Below are 14,429 nucleotides of genomic sequence, written 5' to 3'. Positions count from 1 at the left end.
AGATATTGAGACCTAAGCAACTGGAGGCATGCGATGAACCAACCCATAGCCCGGCTGCGGTGCCTGCGCTCCGTCGAACTGCGCACGCAGGCCAGCGTCGAATCCACCGAGTTCTACTCGGACGTGTGGGGGCTGCGCGTGGTCGAGCAGGGGACGGACGGCGCCTGGCTGCGGGGGACCGGTGAGCACCACCATGCGCTGCAGCTCACCCAGGCGGAGCGGAACGGTCTCGGCCGCATCACTTTCGCCGTCGCGACTCCCGCCGAGGTGGACGAGGCGGCCCGCCGGCTCGAACTCCGCGGCGTCCCGATCGTCAGCGGCCCTGGGCCGGTCGACGACCTCGGCGGCGGCTACGGCGTCAGCCTCGTCGATCCGGAGGGCCGCATCGTCGAACTGCTCGCCGATGCGCTCGCCGTCCCGAAACTCGGCCGCGACGACGCCGTGCCCGTCGGCGTCACGCACGTCGTCCTCAACACGGTCGACATCGACGCCGCGGTGCAGTTCTACTGCGACGTCCTGGGCATGCGGGTCTCCGACTGGTCCGAGCACCAGATGGCGTTCCTGCGCTGCAACACCGACCATCACAGCATCGCGTTCAACCAGGCCGAGTGGACGTCCGTCAATCACGTCGCCTACGAGATGCCCACGGTCGACCACTTCATGCGCGGCATCGGCCGGCTCCGCCACCACGGCACGACACCGTTGTGGGGTCCGGGCAAGCACGGCCCCGGCGACAACACCTTCTCCTACTTCGCCGACCCGGCGGGGCTGGTGTGCGAGTACACGTCCGGCATCGCGCAGGTCGACGAGGACCGGTGGCTGTGCAAGGTGTGGCGCCGGGTGCCGGAACTGTCCGACCTGTGGGGCACCGCGGGTCCGCCGTCCAAGCAGGTCCGCGACCACATGGCCGGCGTCCCCGACCCCGGCGCGTTTGAGCGGTTCGATCTCGGGCGGGCGTCGTGACGTACGTCGTCGAATCCGGTTCCGGCCCCGCGCTGCTCATGCTGCACGGGATCGGTGGCAGCGCCGACAGTTTCGCGCCGCAGTTCGACGAACTGCCGTCGTCGCTGCGATTGCTGGCCTGGGACGCCCCCGGTTACGGCCGCAGCGAAGACCCCGGACGTCCGTTCGACCTCGACGACTACGCCGACGCCGCGGCGGACGTCATCCGCGACCGCTGCGGTGACGCCGGCGCCCACGTCCTGGGCATGTCGTGGGGCGGCGTGATCGCCACCCGTCTCGCGATGCGCCATCCCGGCCTCGTGCGGAGTCTGGTGCTCGGCAGTTCCACCGTCGGCTCGGGAGCAGACGGCGACGCCGCCGACCGGATGCGTTCCCGGGCCGCGACGCTCGAACGGGAGGGCGCGGAAGCCTTCGCCGCCGACCGGGCCCCGCGACTGCTCTCCGGCACCGCCGACGACGAGCTGGTGGCGAAGGCCACCGCGATCATGGCCGCATCGATCCGGCTGCCCGGCTACGGGTACGCCGCCGACTCGATGGCCGCGACCGATCACACCGCCGACCTCCCGAAGATCGACATCCCGACGCTCGTCCTCAGCGGGGACGAGGACTCGGTGACGGGAATCCCGGCGAGTCAGGTTCTCGCGGGGGGCATCCCGGGCGCCGTGTTCGTCACCATCCGGGGTGCGGGACACCTCGCGAACCAGGAGCGGCCGGACGCGTTCGACGCCTGGGTCGAATCCTTCATCCACATCACCGAACGCCTGCGCAACCACCTCTAGAGAAGGAGCACGACATGACACTCGAATACGGCACCGCCGACCTGAAGGAATTCACCGACTCGCTCATCCTCACCCGTGGCTCCCGCCACGAGGACTGGGACACCCTGGGCTTCCAGGCCAAGGCCGGCGACCAGTTCAAGCGCGCGCAGATTCGCTACGTCGGTTCCGGTGCGACCGGTAACCACGAGAACGACAACCGGACCATCGTTTCGCGCGGATTCACGTTCTCCAACATGCTGCTTCCTCCCGGCGCCGAGGGCCCGGAGCACACCCACCACGACGCCGAGGAAGCGTTCTTCGTCCTCGAGGGCGAGGTGGAGGTCGGCGTCCACCGCGACGGCCAGGTGGAGAAGCGCACCCTCGGCTACCGCGACATGATCGTCGTCCCGGCCGGAGTGCCGCGCAGCCTGAAGAACAACGGCACCACCGACGCCCTGTTCTGCGTCATCATCGGCGCGCAGAAGCCGCAGATCCCGACGTACCCCGAGACGTCGGCCATGCACGGTGTGACGCGGGACTGACCGTGACTCTCGACGGGAAGAACATCGTCGTCACCGGTGCCGGTCGTGGCCTCGGCCTGGCCATCGCCCGCCGACTCGGTGCGGACGGGGCAACGCTCTGGCTCGCCGACATCCGGGCCGACTGGGGCGAGCCGGCCGCCGAGAGCCTGCGCGCGGACGGGGTGAAGGCGCAGTTCGTCCACGTCGACCTCCGCGACCCGGAGTCGGTGGACGCCATGGCGTCCACGGTCACCGCGGGCGGACCGCTGTACGGGCTCGTCAACAACGCCGCGCTCGCGGACGGGGTGGGCGGCAAGCCGATTCACGAACTCGGCATCGACGAGTGGGACCGCGTGCTGGGCGTCAACCTGCGCGGCACGTTCCTCGTGAGCAGGGCACTCGTTCCCGCCATCATCGGGAACGGGGGCGGTCGGGTCGTCACCATCGGCTCCGACGCCGCCCTGTACGGCTCGCCGCGCCTCGCGCACTACATCACGTCGAAGGGCGGGGTCGCGGCCCTCACCCGGGCGATGTCGCGGGACCTCGGTCCGCACGGCATCACCGTCAACACCGTGTCGCCCGGTCTGACGGAAAGCGAATCGGCGGAGCAGGTTCCGGAGCACCGGCACGAGCTGTACCGACTGAACCGGGCGCTCGATCGGCCGCAGCGCCCCGACGACCTCGTCGGCGCCGTCGCATTCCTGATGGGGCCGGAGGCGTCGTACATCACCGGCCAGCAACTCGTCGTCAACGGCGGATTCGTCCTGCACTAGAAGAAGGGGACCACGGCGTGGACCTGCAACTGAAAGACCGCACCCACCTGGTGACCGGCGGAAGTTCCGGCGTCGGGCTCGCGACCGTCGCGATGCTGCTCGAGGAGGGTGCCAACGTGGTCACCTGTGCCCGCGACCGCGACCGGCTCGACGCCGTGATCGCGCCGCTGCCGGGCAGCGAGCGGGTCCTCACCGCCGCGTGCGACGTGCGGGACCCCGCCGCGGTCGCCGGTCTCGTCGCCGCAGGCGTCGATCGCTTCGGCGGCCTCGACGGCCTCGTCAACAACGCGGGCAAGTCGCGGATGGTGCCCCGCGGGGAGGCGACCCTCGACGACTGGCGCGACGAACTCGACCTGAAATTCTCCAGTGTCCTCAATACCGTCGACGCCGCCCTGCCGGCGCTGCGGAAGTCGGATGCGGCGGCCATCGTCAACATCTCGGCCGTCCTCGCCCGGCAGCCGGAGCCGCGGCTGGTCACCACCAGCGCAGCCCGGGCCGGCCTGCTGAACCTCAGCAAGTCGCTGTCGCTCGAACTCGCCGCCGACGGCATCCGCGTCAACTCGGTGTCGCTCGGACTGGTCGACACCGGCCAGTGGCGGCGCCGTTACGAAGAGTCGGGAACCGACGCGTCGTTCGCGGACTGGGAGGCGGAGATCGCCCAGGACCGCGGCATCGGGCTCGGCCGCTTCGGCCGCGCCGACGAGGTGGCCGCCATGATCGTGACCCTGCTGTCTCCCCGCTCGTCGTATGTGACGGGTACCAGCCTCGACGTCTGCGGAGGCGTCGCGCGCTATGTCTGAGAGGAACACCATGTCTGTTGGCAACGGCGGCGACCTGCTGGTGCAGGTGCTGCGGGAGGCCGGTGTCGACACCGTCTTCGGAATCGTCAGCGTCCACAATCAGCCCCTGGTGCAGGCGGTCGCCGAGCACCTGCGGTTCGTGCCGGTCCGGCACGAGGCCACCGCGGTCAGCGCCGCCGACGGATACGCCCGGGCCACCGGTGGACTCGGCTGCGCGCTCACCAGCACCGGCACGGGAGCCGGCAATGCCGCGGGCTCGCTGATCGAATCCCTCAGTGCCGGAACGTCGGTGCTTCATGTGACCGGCAACGTCGAGAGCCGCTACCTCGGTTCGGGCCGCGGATTCATCCACGAGACCAAGGATCAGCTCGGCATGCTGACCGCGACGTCGAAGCATGCCGCCACCATCCTCGACACCGACAGCGCGGGAAAGGTGTTGCGGGAAGGCGTCGCCGCGGCCCTCGCCGCGCCCGGCGGCCCGTCGAGCATCGAATGGCCGATCGACCTCCAGTACGCGGAACACGTCATCGACGTGGCCGAGCCGGTCACGGAGGCGCCGCGCACGCCGGACGCCGACGAGTTGGCCGTCGCGTTCGCCCTCCTGCGGTCGGCGGAACGTCCGGTGATCTGGGCCGGCGGCGGCGTCGCGACCGCGGGTGCCGAGCTGACCGCGCTGGTGGAGCGGTGGGGAGTCCCGATGCTCACCAGCAACTCCGGCCGCGGTGCCGTGCCCGAGGACCACCCGCTGTGCGTCGGCAACTACGGCAACACCCCGGCCGGCCGGGAACTCCTGCAGGACGCCGACCTGCTGCTGTCGCTCGGAACGCATTTCCGGTCCAACGAGACCGGCGACTACTCGATGCCCGTCCCGGACGTCCACGTGCAGGTCGACCTCGACCCGGCGGCGCTCGGCCGCGTCTACCCCGCGCAGGCCGGGGTGACCGCCGACGTCGCCACATTCCTGACGAGCCTGTCGGAACTGGCCCCGGTCGACGCGTCGTGGACCGAACGGGCCCGCGCTACCCGGGAACTGGTGCGCAGCAAGCAGCGCGCCGGGCTCGGCGACCACGCCGTGCTCTGCGACGCCGTGCGTGCCGCGTTCCCGAACGATTCCGTGATCGCCCGCGACGTCACCATCGCGTCGAGTTCCTGGGGCAACCGGCTGCTGCCGATGTTCGATCCCAAGTCCAACGTCTTCCCCCGCGGCGGCGGCATCGGGCAGGGCCTGGGCATGGCCATCGGTTCCGCACTGGCCGACGAGACCCGCCCCACCCTCGCCCTCGTCGGCGACGGCGGACTGGCCGTCCACTTCGGCGAGATCCTCACCATGGCACAGGAAAAGCCGTGGCTGGTGCTGCTCGTGTTCAACGACGGCGGTTACGGTGTGCTGCGGAACATGCAGAAGGGCGGCGGCGAGGACACCTACGCCGTCGACCTCGTCACCCCCGACTTCCCGCTGCTGGCGCAGTCGATCGGCGTGCCGTACCTGCGGATCGGTGGTGCCGGCGAGGCCCACGACGTGCTCGTCGATGCCGTGTCGCGGCAGGCACCGGTGATCGTCGAGGTCGATCTGGCCTCCTACGGCGAGATGCCGGCACCGTTCACCCCGCCCGTGACCGTTCCCGGAAAGGATGCCCGATGACGACGATCGCCGTGTGTGGCGGTGGAATCGGTGGCCTGGCCACAGCCCTCGCGCTGCGGAAGTTCGGCCTCGACGTCACCGTGTACGAGCAGACCCGGCAGTTCGCCCGCGTCGGCGCCGACATCAACCTGACCCCCAACGCCGTCCGGGCGCTCGACGGACTGGGTGTCGGACCGGCGATCCGCGAATCGGCCGCCCGGCCGCAGTTCCGGATCAGCCGCACGTGGGACGCCGGTGTCGAGACGTCGCGACTGCCGATGGGTGACACCGCGGAACAGCAGTACGGCGCACCGCAGTTGACGATGCACCGGGGCGACCTCATGACCGCCCTCGAGGACCGGCTGCCGCCGAATCTCGTCCACATGGGCCGCCGCGTCAGTGGCGTCGCGGACGGACGCATCGAATTCACCGACGGCAGTGGGGCTTCCGCGGACGTGATCGTCGGTGCCGACGGCATCCACTCGGCGGTCCGGACCGCGCTCCTCGGCCGGGAACAGCCGACGTTCACCGGGGTCGTCGCGTTCCGCGCGGTGGTCCCCACCGAACGCGTCGGCGACCTGCCGAACCTCGACTGCTTCACCAAGTGGTGGGGACCGGACCCGTCGACCCAGATCGTGACGTTCCCCCTCAACCAGGGCAAGGACATCTTCATCTTCGCGACCTGCGCGCAGGACGAGTGGACCGAGGAGTCGTGGACGACACCGGGGTCGGTCACCGAACTGCGCGACCTCTACCGCGACTTCCACCCCGAGGCCCGCACCCTCCTCGACGCGTGCGACGAGGTCCTGAAATCGGCTCTTTACGTGCGTGACCCGCTGGAGTCGTGGACCGACGGACGGTCGGTGCTCCTCGGCGACGCCGCGCACCCGATGATGCCGTTCATGGCGCAGGGAGCCGGCATGGCCATCGAAGACGCCGTCGTCCTCGCCCGCTGTCTGAGCCTGTTCGACGACCCCGTAGTCGCGCTGCAGACCTACCAGCAGACGCGTCTGGAGCGTACCTCGCGGATTCAGCGCGGCTCACGATCCAACGAATGGCTCAAAGTGTCCGGCAACGGCGACTGGGTCTATGAATACGACGCCTGGCAGGTGCGGTTGGAATTGGCTTCGGTCCGAGCAGGCGTGTAGATGGAACCCGTTGGCCGGCAGTCGCTGTCGAGACGGCGGGCACTGGCCCTGCTGGGTTCGGCCGCCACCGCCGTCGCCGCGACGAGTTGCGCATCGCACACCACCGCGCAGGACGTCGGGCGCGTCGACACGGACGCGGACGTCCGCCAAGTGGTTCTCTCTCACATCGGACCGGTCGGGCACGATCTCGTCCGGATCGGCGTCGGGCAGCGACGGTAGCTCTTTCGCAGATCTTGCGCGCCGTCGCTGTCCCGAGAAGGGTGGAGCTCACGACCCCGCGACGTGATCGGAGCCACGGATGGACACCACGATTACCGAGATCGCTCCCGACATCTACCGGCTGTCCACGTATCTGGACGAGCCCAATCTGATCATGAACCAGTTCCTCGTCGACGGGGAGGACGCGCTGCTGTTCCATACCGGTCAGCGTGCGCTGTTCCCGGATGTGTCCGCGGCGGTCGGTCGGCTGATTCCCCTCGACAGGCTGCGGTGGATCACGTTCGGGCACGTCGAGGCCGACGAGTGCGGGGCGATGAACTCGTGGCTGGCGGCGGCGCCGAATGCCGAGGTAGCACACGGGGCGATGGGGTGCTTCGTGCAGGTCAACGACCTGGCGGATCGCACGCCGCGTCCGCTGCAGTACGGCGACGTGCTGGAGACGGGCACCCGGCGGGTCCGTCACCTCGACACCCCGCACGTTCCCCACGGGTGGGACGCCGGCCTGATGTTCGAGGAGACGACGCAGACGCTGTTCAGCGGCGACCTGTTCACCGCGTTCGGCCGTCACCCCGCGACCACCGAGGAGGAGATCGTCGGCCCGGCCATCGCGGCGGAGGACATGGGCAGCGCGACGTGTCTGACACCGGCTCTCGGGCCCACGATCCGGGACCTCGCCGCCCTGGAGCCGCTGGTGCTGGCGCCGATGCACGCGCCGGTGTTCGCCGGTGACTGCGTGCAGAGTCTGCACGACCTCGCGACGGCGTACGAGGATCGGCTGGCGGCCGAGACAGCGCGGTACCGCGAAGCCGAATAGCCGCCCCTGCGAAATTTCCCCTCGACTGTGGCGCACGATACATCTTAGTGCTAAATTATTGAGCACTAAGGAACTATGCCTTCGGGTTGAGCTTGGGAGTGAGCGATGACAACAGACGCAGACACCGTCCCCATGATGGTGCGTCAGATGCGGGTCGAGTCCTCGGGCGTCGTCTCGCTCCGCCTCGAACGGCAGGACGGCGGCGCCGTCGACCGGTGGACGCCCGGCGCCCACCTGGACCTGCATCTGAACCGCGGGACAATCCGGCAGTTCTCGCTCTGCGGAGACCCCGACGACAAGACGGGGTATCGCATCGCGATCCTCCACGAGGTGACCGGGCGCGGTGGCTCCCGCCACGTCCACGAGACGTTACGTCCCGGCGACAGCCTGTCGGTGAGCGCGCCCCGCAACAACTTCGAACTGCTGCCGTCGAAGGGCTACGTCTTCATCGCCGGCGGCATCGGCATCACGCCGATCCTCGCGATGGTCGGTGAAGCCGAGCGCATGGGCGCCGACTGGGAACTGCACTACGGCGGACGAGCCCGCGCGTCGATGGCGTTCCTCGACGAACTGTCCGCATACGGCGACCGCGTGCACGTCGTCACCGAGGAGGCCGACGGCATCCTCGACCTCCCCGCCGTCCTCGGCACCGCCCGCGAGGAGACCCTGGTCTACGCGTGCGGTCCCGAGGGGCTGCTCGGCGCGGTCGAGGGGTTCGCCGGTTCCTGGCCGGACGGCGCCATCCGGCTCGAGCGGTTCAAGGCGAGGGAGATTCCCGCCGACACGCTCGCCGGTGACCGTCCCGTCCGCGTCGTCTGCGAACGGTCCGGCATCTCCGCCACCGTCGCCCCCGACCGGACCATCCTCGACACCCTCGAGGATGCCGGAGTGGACGTCCCCAACTCGTGCCGCGAAGGCATCTGCGGAACCTGCGAGACCCGCGTCCTCGCCGGCACCCCCGACCACCGCGACTCCCTGCTCTCCAGCTCCGAGCAGGAGTCCGGCACCACCATCATGATCTGCGTTTCCCGCGCCCGCTCCGACGAGCTCGTGCTGGACCTCTAGAAGGGAAGAACGATGAGCCTGTATCTGCAACCACGCCAGTCCGGCACGGCACCCACCCCGTACGAGCGGAAGCTGGCCGGTGCGATCGAAGAGGTCTTCGGCACCGGTGTGCATCACCTCGAGGGGTTGGTGAAGGGTCTCAACGCCCTCGGTATCCACAGTCCCGGCGGCGACGCCTGGACCACCGACACTTTCACGGACGAGATCCGACGGATGGGGGCCTGACCATGGTGAACCGACTGCACAAGGCGGCACTGACCGGCGAAGAGATCTTCGCGACCGGGATGCGCGACCAGTGGCACGCGGTGTGCCCGTCCGACTTCGTGGCGCGCGGCGACATGAAGAAGGTGCGCCGCCTCGGCGAGGACTGGCTGCTGTTCCGTCAGTCCGACGGCACCCTCCGCATGCTCGCCGACCGGTGCCCGCACCGCGGCGCCCCGCTGTCACAGGGGCAGCACCTCGGCGATCGCGTCGCCTGCCAGTACCACGGCGTGCAGGTGGACGGCGGCGGCACCGTCGTGTCCGTCCCGGGCATGCCCGGCTGCACCCTCGAGGGCAAGCGGCTCGTCACCAGCCTCCCCGTGCAGGAGGTCGCCGGTGCCGTCCTCGCCTGGTTCGGCACCGACCCGGACGCCGAACCCGCGCCGCTCGAACTGCCCGAGCGCCTCACCGACGACGGCATCTCGCACTTCCTCTGCTACGCGGAGTGGAAGGCGCCCTGGCGGTTCACGCTGGAGAACCTGCTCGACCCGATGCACGGGGCGTTCCTGCACCGCGAATCGCACTCGATGTTCGGCGGCGAGACGTCCGCGAAGTTCCGGATCCGGGAAACCGATCGCGGGTTCTTCTTCGAGAAGACCGACCAGCGCGGTGTGAACTTCGACTGGGTCGAATTCTGCCGGACCGGCATCGACTGGGTGGACCTCGAGATCCCGTACCCGCCGACCGCGGGTCCGGGCGGGTCGTTCGGCATCGTCGGGATGGGAACGCCGATCGACGCCGAGACCACCGCCGTGTTCTTCTGGCGCTACCGGCGCGTCGAGGGCTGGGAGCGCGACGTCTGGCGGTTCCTGTATCGGACCAAGCTCGAGGAGCGGCATTGGGTGGTGCTCGAGCAGGACCGCACCATGCTCGAGGCGATGGCATTCGACGCGGACCAGGCCGAGAACCTGTACCAGCACGACCTCGGCGTCATCCGGCTCCGCCGCCTGTACCGGGCGCAGGCCGAGGCTCAGGCGAAGGCGCTTCAGGGGGCGTAGCGTCGCGCGGGTTGACTTGAATGAAATGTCAACTAAGAATGTGTGACGGCCGACACGTCGGGCGCCGGCCGGGGTACGAGGAGGCGCGTGCGGTGCTTACGAACGGTGACGATCGAGGTCGGCTCGCGCTGGTGGAGGCGGCGGGGCGGTGCTTCGCAGAGCTGGGATACGAGCGCACCACCGAGGCGGTCATCGCCGCCGCCGCCGGAGTGTCGCAGGACGAATTCACCGCCCGGTTCGCCTCCCGGGACGACGCCTTCCGGGCCGTCGCCGCCGACGTGTTCGACACGTTCGTCGAGGCGCAACGCATCCCCGTCCCGCCGGACGCCGACCCGCGCAGCATCCTGCGCGCGGCCACGGCGGCGTTCATCGAGACCGTCTACAGCAGTGGTCGCCTGTTCACGATGATCGAGGACCGCGCCGCCGTGGACCCGGTCATCGGGGAGCAACTCGAGGCGGCACACAACCGGATCCTCGGCCGGTACATCCGGTTCATCGAACGGCTCAACCAGGCCGGAATCGCGACACCGTGCGCCGAACCCGCCCAGCTCGCCCGCAAACTGGCCGAGGCGCAGTGGACGGGCGCGGCGCGCCTCATCGGTGCGTCGCCCGACGAGCAGAGGCGTTTCATCGTGGAGATGACGGCGGCGTCCGAACGGTTCATCGGTCTCGGCGAGGTCGCCGATCTGACCACCCGCGCCGCCAGCTGAATCCGGGGGTCAGGTGTGGGGGGCCTGGTTCTCGACGATCGAGTGCTCGAGTTTGCGGAGCAGTTCCGCCAAGGCAGCTTGATCGTCCTTCGACATCCCGCTGAGGATCTGTGACTCGTTGGCGAAGTGTGCCTCCGCGACCTTCTCGATCACCCGCAGGCCCTCGTCGGTGAGTTGCGCGTGCACGATGCGCCGGTCCTCGGCGTCGCGCTCGCGCTGCACGAGTCCCGCCTTCTCCAGGCGGTCGACGCGCAGCGTCACTCCGCCGGTGGTGACGAGGGCCGACTCCGCCAGCTGTCCGGATGTCATCCGGTACGGCGGACCCGAACGCCGGAGGGCGGCCAGAACGTCGAACGACGCCATGTTGATGCCGTGCTCCTCGAAGACGGCGGCCAATGAAGTCTGGTAGCGCAGGTACGAACGATGCAGGCGACCCAGCACTTTCAACGGACTCACGTCCAGGGTGGGCCATTGGTGGGCCCACTGGTCGACGATGTCGTCGACGGCATCGCGAGCTGGAACGGGGCGTTGCGTCACCGGGCGCACCTCCTGGAATCCTCGAGGGTCTATCTGTTTAGTACCAAGATATCGAACGAGCATAGGTGACGGCGACGCGCCGCGGGTCCCCGTCGATTTCTCGAAACGGGGACCCGCGGCGCCGCCGGACGGGTGTGCCGTCAGCGACCCTCGACCGCCGCGACGGCGTCGATCTCGGCGATCGCGCCGTAGGGGAGGCTGCTCACCTCGAGGAACGTGCGCGCGGGACGCGGCTCGTCGAAGATGCGCTCGAACTGGCGGTTCGCCTCCTCGCGCAACGACAGGTCGGTGACGTAGTAGGTGAGCTTGACGACGTCCTGCAGCTTCCCGCCGACGGTGGCGAGACGATCGACCATGCGGTCGACGGCGGCGTCGAGCGCCTCCGTGCGGCCCGGGACGGCAGTGCCGTCGGCATCGACGGAGAGGGCACCGGAGACGAACGCGAGGCCGCCCGCGACCACGGCCGGGCTGTAGGGGTGGTGGGCGGTGACGTCGGTGAGGGACATGGAGTCTCGCTTTCTCGGTGGGCTGCTCCCGTAATTATATCTTAGCGCTAAACTAATTGACAGTGTCACGGAAATGAAACATCCGCCGACGGGTACTCGGCCCGCATGCCGAAAGCGGACAAGCCCTCGGCGGCGCCCTTCGTGCCCGACACCGTCGACCTCGACGCGTTGTCTCACGCCGCGGACGGGTGCCATGGCTGCGATCTCTACCGCGACGCCGAGCAAACCGTCTTCGGTGCAGGCAAGCGGACCGCGCGGATGATGCTCGTCGGCGAACAACCCGGCGACCAGGAGGACCGCGCCGGCGAACCATTCGTCGGTCCCGCGGGGAAACTCCTGAACAAGGCGCTCGACGCGGCGGGCATCGACCGGAATCTCATCTACGTCACCAACGCGGTCAAACACTTCAAGTTCGTCCCCGCCGAACGCGGCAAGCGTCGAATCCACAAGAAGCCGAACCGCACCGAGATCGTCGCGTGCCGACCGTGGCTGATCGCCGAACTGGCGGCGGTGCAACCCGACGTCCTGGTGTGCCTCGGAGCCACCGCCGCACAGGCGATGCTCGGCCCGTCGTTCCGCCTCACCGAGCATCGCGGCGAACTGCTGCACCTCGACGGAGAGGTGGACGCCGGTGCGGATCCGGACGTCTTCGTAACGATCCACCCGTCCGCGGTGCTTCGTGGACCCTCGGACGAACGGGAACACGCGTTCGACGGCCTCGTCGCCGACCTGAAAACGGCCGCTGCCGCACTCTGACGATCAACCCGCCGAATGTGTGGCGCGGCGGACCGTCGAGGACGAGATTGAACCCATGACGAATTCGAACGCGAACCAAACCATGAAGGCAGTGTCCTACTCGTCCTACGGCGGTCCGGAGGTCCTCGAGACCCTCGACGTGCCGGTGCCCGAGCCCACCGGAAACCAGGTGCGCCTCGTCATCCGGGCGGCCGGCGTCAACCCGATCGACTGGAAGCTGCGGTCGGGGTCGATGGCCGAGGTGATGTCGGTGCAGTTCCCGAAGATCCCCGGCAGCGAAGTGGCCGGCGTCGTCGACGCGGTCGGGCCGGACGCGACCGGTGTGCTGGTGGGCGACGAGGTGTTCGGCTGGTCCGACACCGGTGGCTACGCCGAATACGCGCTCGCCTCGATCGTCGTGCCGAAGCCGAAAGGGTTGAGCTGGACGGACGCGGCCACCATTCCCGTCGCCGGCGAGGCCGCCACGCGCGGACTCCGGCTCCTGAAGCTGAAGACCGGTGAGACGCTGCTGGTGAACGGCGCGTCGGGAGCGGTGGGAACCCTTGCGGTGCAGCTGGCGCGGGACGCGGGGGTCACCGTGATCGGCACGGCGAGCGAAAAACACCACGATGCGTTGCGCGAACTGGGCGTGACCCCCACGACCTACGGCGACGGCCTCGCGGCCCGGGTGCGCGAACTCGCCCCGAACGGTGTCGACGCCGTCCTCGACGCAGGCTTCGGCGGGCTGGAGGCGGCAATGGACCTGCGCGGGGGCACCGACCGAATCGTGACGCTGTCGGACGGTGCCGCGTTCGGGCTGGGCATCACATTCTCGTCGGGCAATGCCGACGACCGGAGCGCCGAGACACTGCGTCGCCTGGGCGATCTCGCCGCAGCCGGCACGCTGGCCCTCCCACCGGCCCGCACGTTCCCGCTGACCGACGCCGCCGACGCTCAGCGCGCCGGCGAGAAGGGCGGCAGCCGCGGGAAGATCCTCCTCATGCGCTGACGCCCGTGAGTACTTGTCAACCACGCGCGGTCAATAGGTACTCACGGGTCAGGCGGTGGTGGCCAGCGCGGCGGCGAGACCGAACGGGACCGCCATCACCACCACCTCGAAGATCGCGCGGCGCAGTGACGCCTCGGCGCTGATGCGGTGCGCGGACGCCTGCCCGACCCACGTTCGACGCCACCACCAGCCCAGCCCGAGGAGTGCCGCCAGCGCGACCGCCTTGGCGAGCACGATGCGGCCGTAGCCGGTGTCGAACAGCGGCGTCACCCCGCCCAGCCGGACCGCGGCATCGATGACCCCGGTCGCGGTCAGCAGCCACACGCACCGCCACGCGACACTCGAATACCGCGGTAGCCAGGACGACCAGTCGCCGCGCGAGCGGAGCATCAGGCCGAGGGCCGCGAGGAGCCCGAACCAGACGGCGGCGGCCAGTGCATGGACGACGTCGAGGACCGAGCCGAGAACCTGCTGCGACATGTGTCCGGTGATCGGCCGCGCCACCAGGGCGAGCGCCGCGAGAACCAGCACCGGGACCGGGATGCGGGCCTCACTGCGACGGAACGCGACCGCCGACCAACCGATGGCCGCGACCGTGCACGCGAGAACGGCGACGTCGACGCGGCCCGCACTGATCTCGGTGACGTAGGCGCCGAACCGCCCGACCGACAGTTCCGACAGTGCCAGGGCGTCGGCCTCGGACGCCGTCATCGCGAGCAGTACCGCCTCGGCGAGCATCCACGCACCGGCGATCGCGGTCGACAACCGCCACAGTCGGTCGTCCCGTCCGAGGGGCCGGCTGTCACCGCGACTCCACCAGCACAGTGCGGCGAGCCCGAGGACCGCCGAACCGAGTACCAGGCACAGCGCGCGGACGGCGCTCGACGGCGTGGGACTTTCCGGTTGCGCCAACGCCCAACCGCACGCGACGCCGACGAGCGCCGTGGGTACGGCGAACAGCAGCCACGATTGCCGCGCCGTACCCACCTCG

Annotated in this window: 18 protein-coding genes; 15 read left to right on the top strand and 3 right to left on the bottom strand. The window is 69.5% G+C overall.

The window, feature by feature from the left end; all coding sequences use genetic code 11:
* The first annotated feature begins 33 nt into the window (after positions 1-33).
* From H0B43_RS16585 to H0B43_RS16525, 13 genes are all read left to right on the top strand, one after another.
* Positions 34-963, top strand: coding sequence for a VOC family protein (locus H0B43_RS16585; RefSeq protein WP_185726931.1), 930 nt, complete (start codon positions 34-36; stop codon positions 961-963).
* Entirely contained in the window at positions 960-1,742 is a 783-nt protein-coding gene (locus H0B43_RS16580) for an alpha/beta fold hydrolase (RefSeq protein WP_185726932.1), read from the top strand. Before H0B43_RS16585 ends, H0B43_RS16580 begins: the two co-directional genes overlap by 4 nt.
* A gap of 14 nt (positions 1,743-1,756) precedes the next feature.
* Positions 1,757-2,263: a cupin domain-containing protein gene (locus H0B43_RS16575; protein ID WP_185726933.1), complete on the top strand. Its 507-nt coding sequence runs from the start codon at positions 1,757-1,759 to the stop codon at positions 2,261-2,263.
* Between the two features lie 2 nt (positions 2,264-2,265).
* A complete protein-coding gene (locus H0B43_RS16570) occupies positions 2,266-3,015 on the top strand; it encodes a 3-oxoacyl-ACP reductase family protein (RefSeq protein ID WP_185726934.1) in 750 nt (249 codons plus the stop codon).
* Positions 3,016-3,032: 17 nt separating this feature from the next.
* Positions 3,033-3,815: an SDR family oxidoreductase gene (locus H0B43_RS16565; protein ID WP_185726935.1), complete on the top strand. Its 783-nt coding sequence runs from the start codon at positions 3,033-3,035 to the stop codon at positions 3,813-3,815.
* Positions 3,808-5,457 carry a thiamine pyrophosphate-binding protein gene (locus tag H0B43_RS16560; protein ID WP_185726936.1) on the top strand — a complete coding sequence of 550 codons (1,650 nt, stop codon included), beginning with the start codon at positions 3,808-3,810 and terminating at the stop codon, positions 5,455-5,457. Before H0B43_RS16565 ends, H0B43_RS16560 begins: the two co-directional genes overlap by 8 nt.
* Entirely contained in the window at positions 5,454-6,584 is a 1,131-nt protein-coding gene (locus H0B43_RS16555) for an FAD-dependent monooxygenase (RefSeq protein WP_185726937.1), read from the top strand. Before H0B43_RS16560 ends, H0B43_RS16555 begins: the two co-directional genes overlap by 4 nt.
* On the top strand, positions 6,585-6,803 hold the full coding sequence (locus H0B43_RS16550; protein ID WP_185730164.1) for a hypothetical protein: 219 nt from the start codon (positions 6,585-6,587) through the stop codon (positions 6,801-6,803).
* Positions 6,804-6,882: 79 nt separating this feature from the next.
* Positions 6,883-7,617 (top strand): MBL fold metallo-hydrolase, encoded by a 735-nt coding sequence (locus H0B43_RS16545; protein WP_185726938.1) that lies wholly within the window; start codon positions 6,883-6,885, stop codon positions 7,615-7,617.
* Between the two features lie 105 nt (positions 7,618-7,722).
* Positions 7,723-8,682 (top strand): PDR/VanB family oxidoreductase, encoded by a 960-nt coding sequence (locus H0B43_RS16540; RefSeq protein WP_185726939.1) that lies wholly within the window; start codon positions 7,723-7,725, stop codon positions 8,680-8,682.
* Positions 8,683-8,694: 12 nt separating this feature from the next.
* Entirely contained in the window at positions 8,695-8,907 is a 213-nt protein-coding gene (locus H0B43_RS16535; protein WP_005248918.1) for a recombinase-like helix-turn-helix domain-containing protein, read from the top strand.
* A gap of 2 nt (positions 8,908-8,909) precedes the next feature.
* Positions 8,910-9,941, top strand: coding sequence for an aromatic ring-hydroxylating dioxygenase subunit alpha (locus H0B43_RS16530; protein ID WP_185726940.1), 1,032 nt, complete (start codon positions 8,910-8,912; stop codon positions 9,939-9,941).
* 20 nt (positions 9,942-9,961) lie between these two features.
* Complete coding sequence (locus H0B43_RS16525; RefSeq protein WP_185726941.1) at positions 9,962-10,651, top strand: TetR/AcrR family transcriptional regulator; 690 nt, start codon at positions 9,962-9,964, stop codon at positions 10,649-10,651.
* Between the two features lie 9 nt (positions 10,652-10,660).
* Here H0B43_RS16525 and H0B43_RS16520 read toward each other — a convergent pair whose 3' ends face one another.
* Complete coding sequence (locus H0B43_RS16520) at positions 10,661-11,188, bottom strand: MarR family transcriptional regulator (protein ID WP_312033725.1); 528 nt, start codon at positions 11,186-11,188, stop codon at positions 10,661-10,663.
* Between the two features lie 140 nt (positions 11,189-11,328).
* Positions 11,329-11,694, bottom strand: coding sequence for a RidA family protein (locus tag H0B43_RS16515; protein WP_185726943.1), 366 nt, complete (start codon positions 11,692-11,694; stop codon positions 11,329-11,331).
* Positions 11,695-11,799: 105 nt separating this feature from the next.
* Between H0B43_RS16515 and H0B43_RS16510 the strand changes: the two genes are divergently transcribed.
* Positions 11,800-12,450: a UdgX family uracil-DNA binding protein gene (locus H0B43_RS16510; RefSeq protein WP_185726944.1), complete on the top strand. Its 651-nt coding sequence runs from the start codon at positions 11,800-11,802 to the stop codon at positions 12,448-12,450.
* A gap of 55 nt (positions 12,451-12,505) precedes the next feature.
* A complete protein-coding gene (locus H0B43_RS16505; RefSeq protein ID WP_185726945.1) occupies positions 12,506-13,438 on the top strand; it encodes an NADP-dependent oxidoreductase in 933 nt (310 codons plus the stop codon).
* Positions 13,439-13,486: 48 nt separating this feature from the next.
* Here H0B43_RS16505 and H0B43_RS16500 read toward each other — a convergent pair whose 3' ends face one another.
* Positions 13,487-14,425 carry a CopD family protein gene (locus H0B43_RS16500; RefSeq protein ID WP_185726946.1) on the bottom strand — a complete coding sequence of 313 codons (939 nt, stop codon included), beginning with the start codon at positions 14,423-14,425 and terminating at the stop codon, positions 13,487-13,489.
* Positions 14,426-14,429: the final 4 nt, after the last annotated feature.

This window comes from Rhodococcus sp. 4CII, assembly GCF_014256275.1.
GTDB lineage: Bacteria > Actinomycetota > Actinomycetes > Mycobacteriales > Mycobacteriaceae > Rhodococcus_F > Rhodococcus_F wratislaviensis_A.
Note: the sequence above shows the minus strand (reverse complement) of the source record. Positions and strands in the feature narration are given on the sequence as shown.

Excerpts from the sequence above, each read along its gene's own strand:
- H0B43_RS16585 (WP_185726931.1), top strand. The coding sequence starts at position 34 with ATGAACCAACCCATAGCCCGGCTGCGGTGCCTGCGCTCCGTCGAACTG.
- H0B43_RS16575 (WP_185726933.1), top strand. The coding sequence starts at position 1,757 with ATGACACTCGAATACGGCACCGCCGACCTGAAGGAATTCACCGACTCG.
- H0B43_RS16560 (WP_185726936.1), top strand. The coding sequence starts at position 3,808 with ATGTCTGAGAGGAACACCATGTCTGTTGGCAACGGCGGCGACCTGCTG.
- H0B43_RS16555 (WP_185726937.1), top strand. The coding sequence starts at position 5,454 with ATGACGACGATCGCCGTGTGTGGCGGTGGAATCGGTGGCCTGGCCACA.
- H0B43_RS16550 (WP_185730164.1), top strand. The coding sequence starts at position 6,585 with ATGGAACCCGTTGGCCGGCAGTCGCTGTCGAGACGGCGGGCACTGGCC.
- H0B43_RS16545 (WP_185726938.1), top strand. The coding sequence starts at position 6,883 with ATGGACACCACGATTACCGAGATCGCTCCCGACATCTACCGGCTGTCC.
- H0B43_RS16540 (WP_185726939.1), top strand. The coding sequence starts at position 7,723 with ATGACAACAGACGCAGACACCGTCCCCATGATGGTGCGTCAGATGCGG.
- H0B43_RS16535 (WP_005248918.1), top strand. The coding sequence starts at position 8,695 with ATGAGCCTGTATCTGCAACCACGCCAGTCCGGCACGGCACCCACCCCG.
- H0B43_RS16530 (WP_185726940.1), top strand. The coding sequence starts at position 8,910 with ATGGTGAACCGACTGCACAAGGCGGCACTGACCGGCGAAGAGATCTTC.
- H0B43_RS16525 (WP_185726941.1), top strand. The coding sequence starts at position 9,962 with ATGAAATGTCAACTAAGAATGTGTGACGGCCGACACGTCGGGCGCCGG.
- H0B43_RS16515 (WP_185726943.1), bottom strand. The coding sequence starts at position 11,694 with ATGTCCCTCACCGACGTCACCGCCCACCACCCCTACAGCCCGGCCGTG.
- H0B43_RS16510 (WP_185726944.1), top strand. The coding sequence starts at position 11,800 with ATGCCGAAAGCGGACAAGCCCTCGGCGGCGCCCTTCGTGCCCGACACC.
- H0B43_RS16505 (WP_185726945.1), top strand. The coding sequence starts at position 12,506 with ATGACGAATTCGAACGCGAACCAAACCATGAAGGCAGTGTCCTACTCG.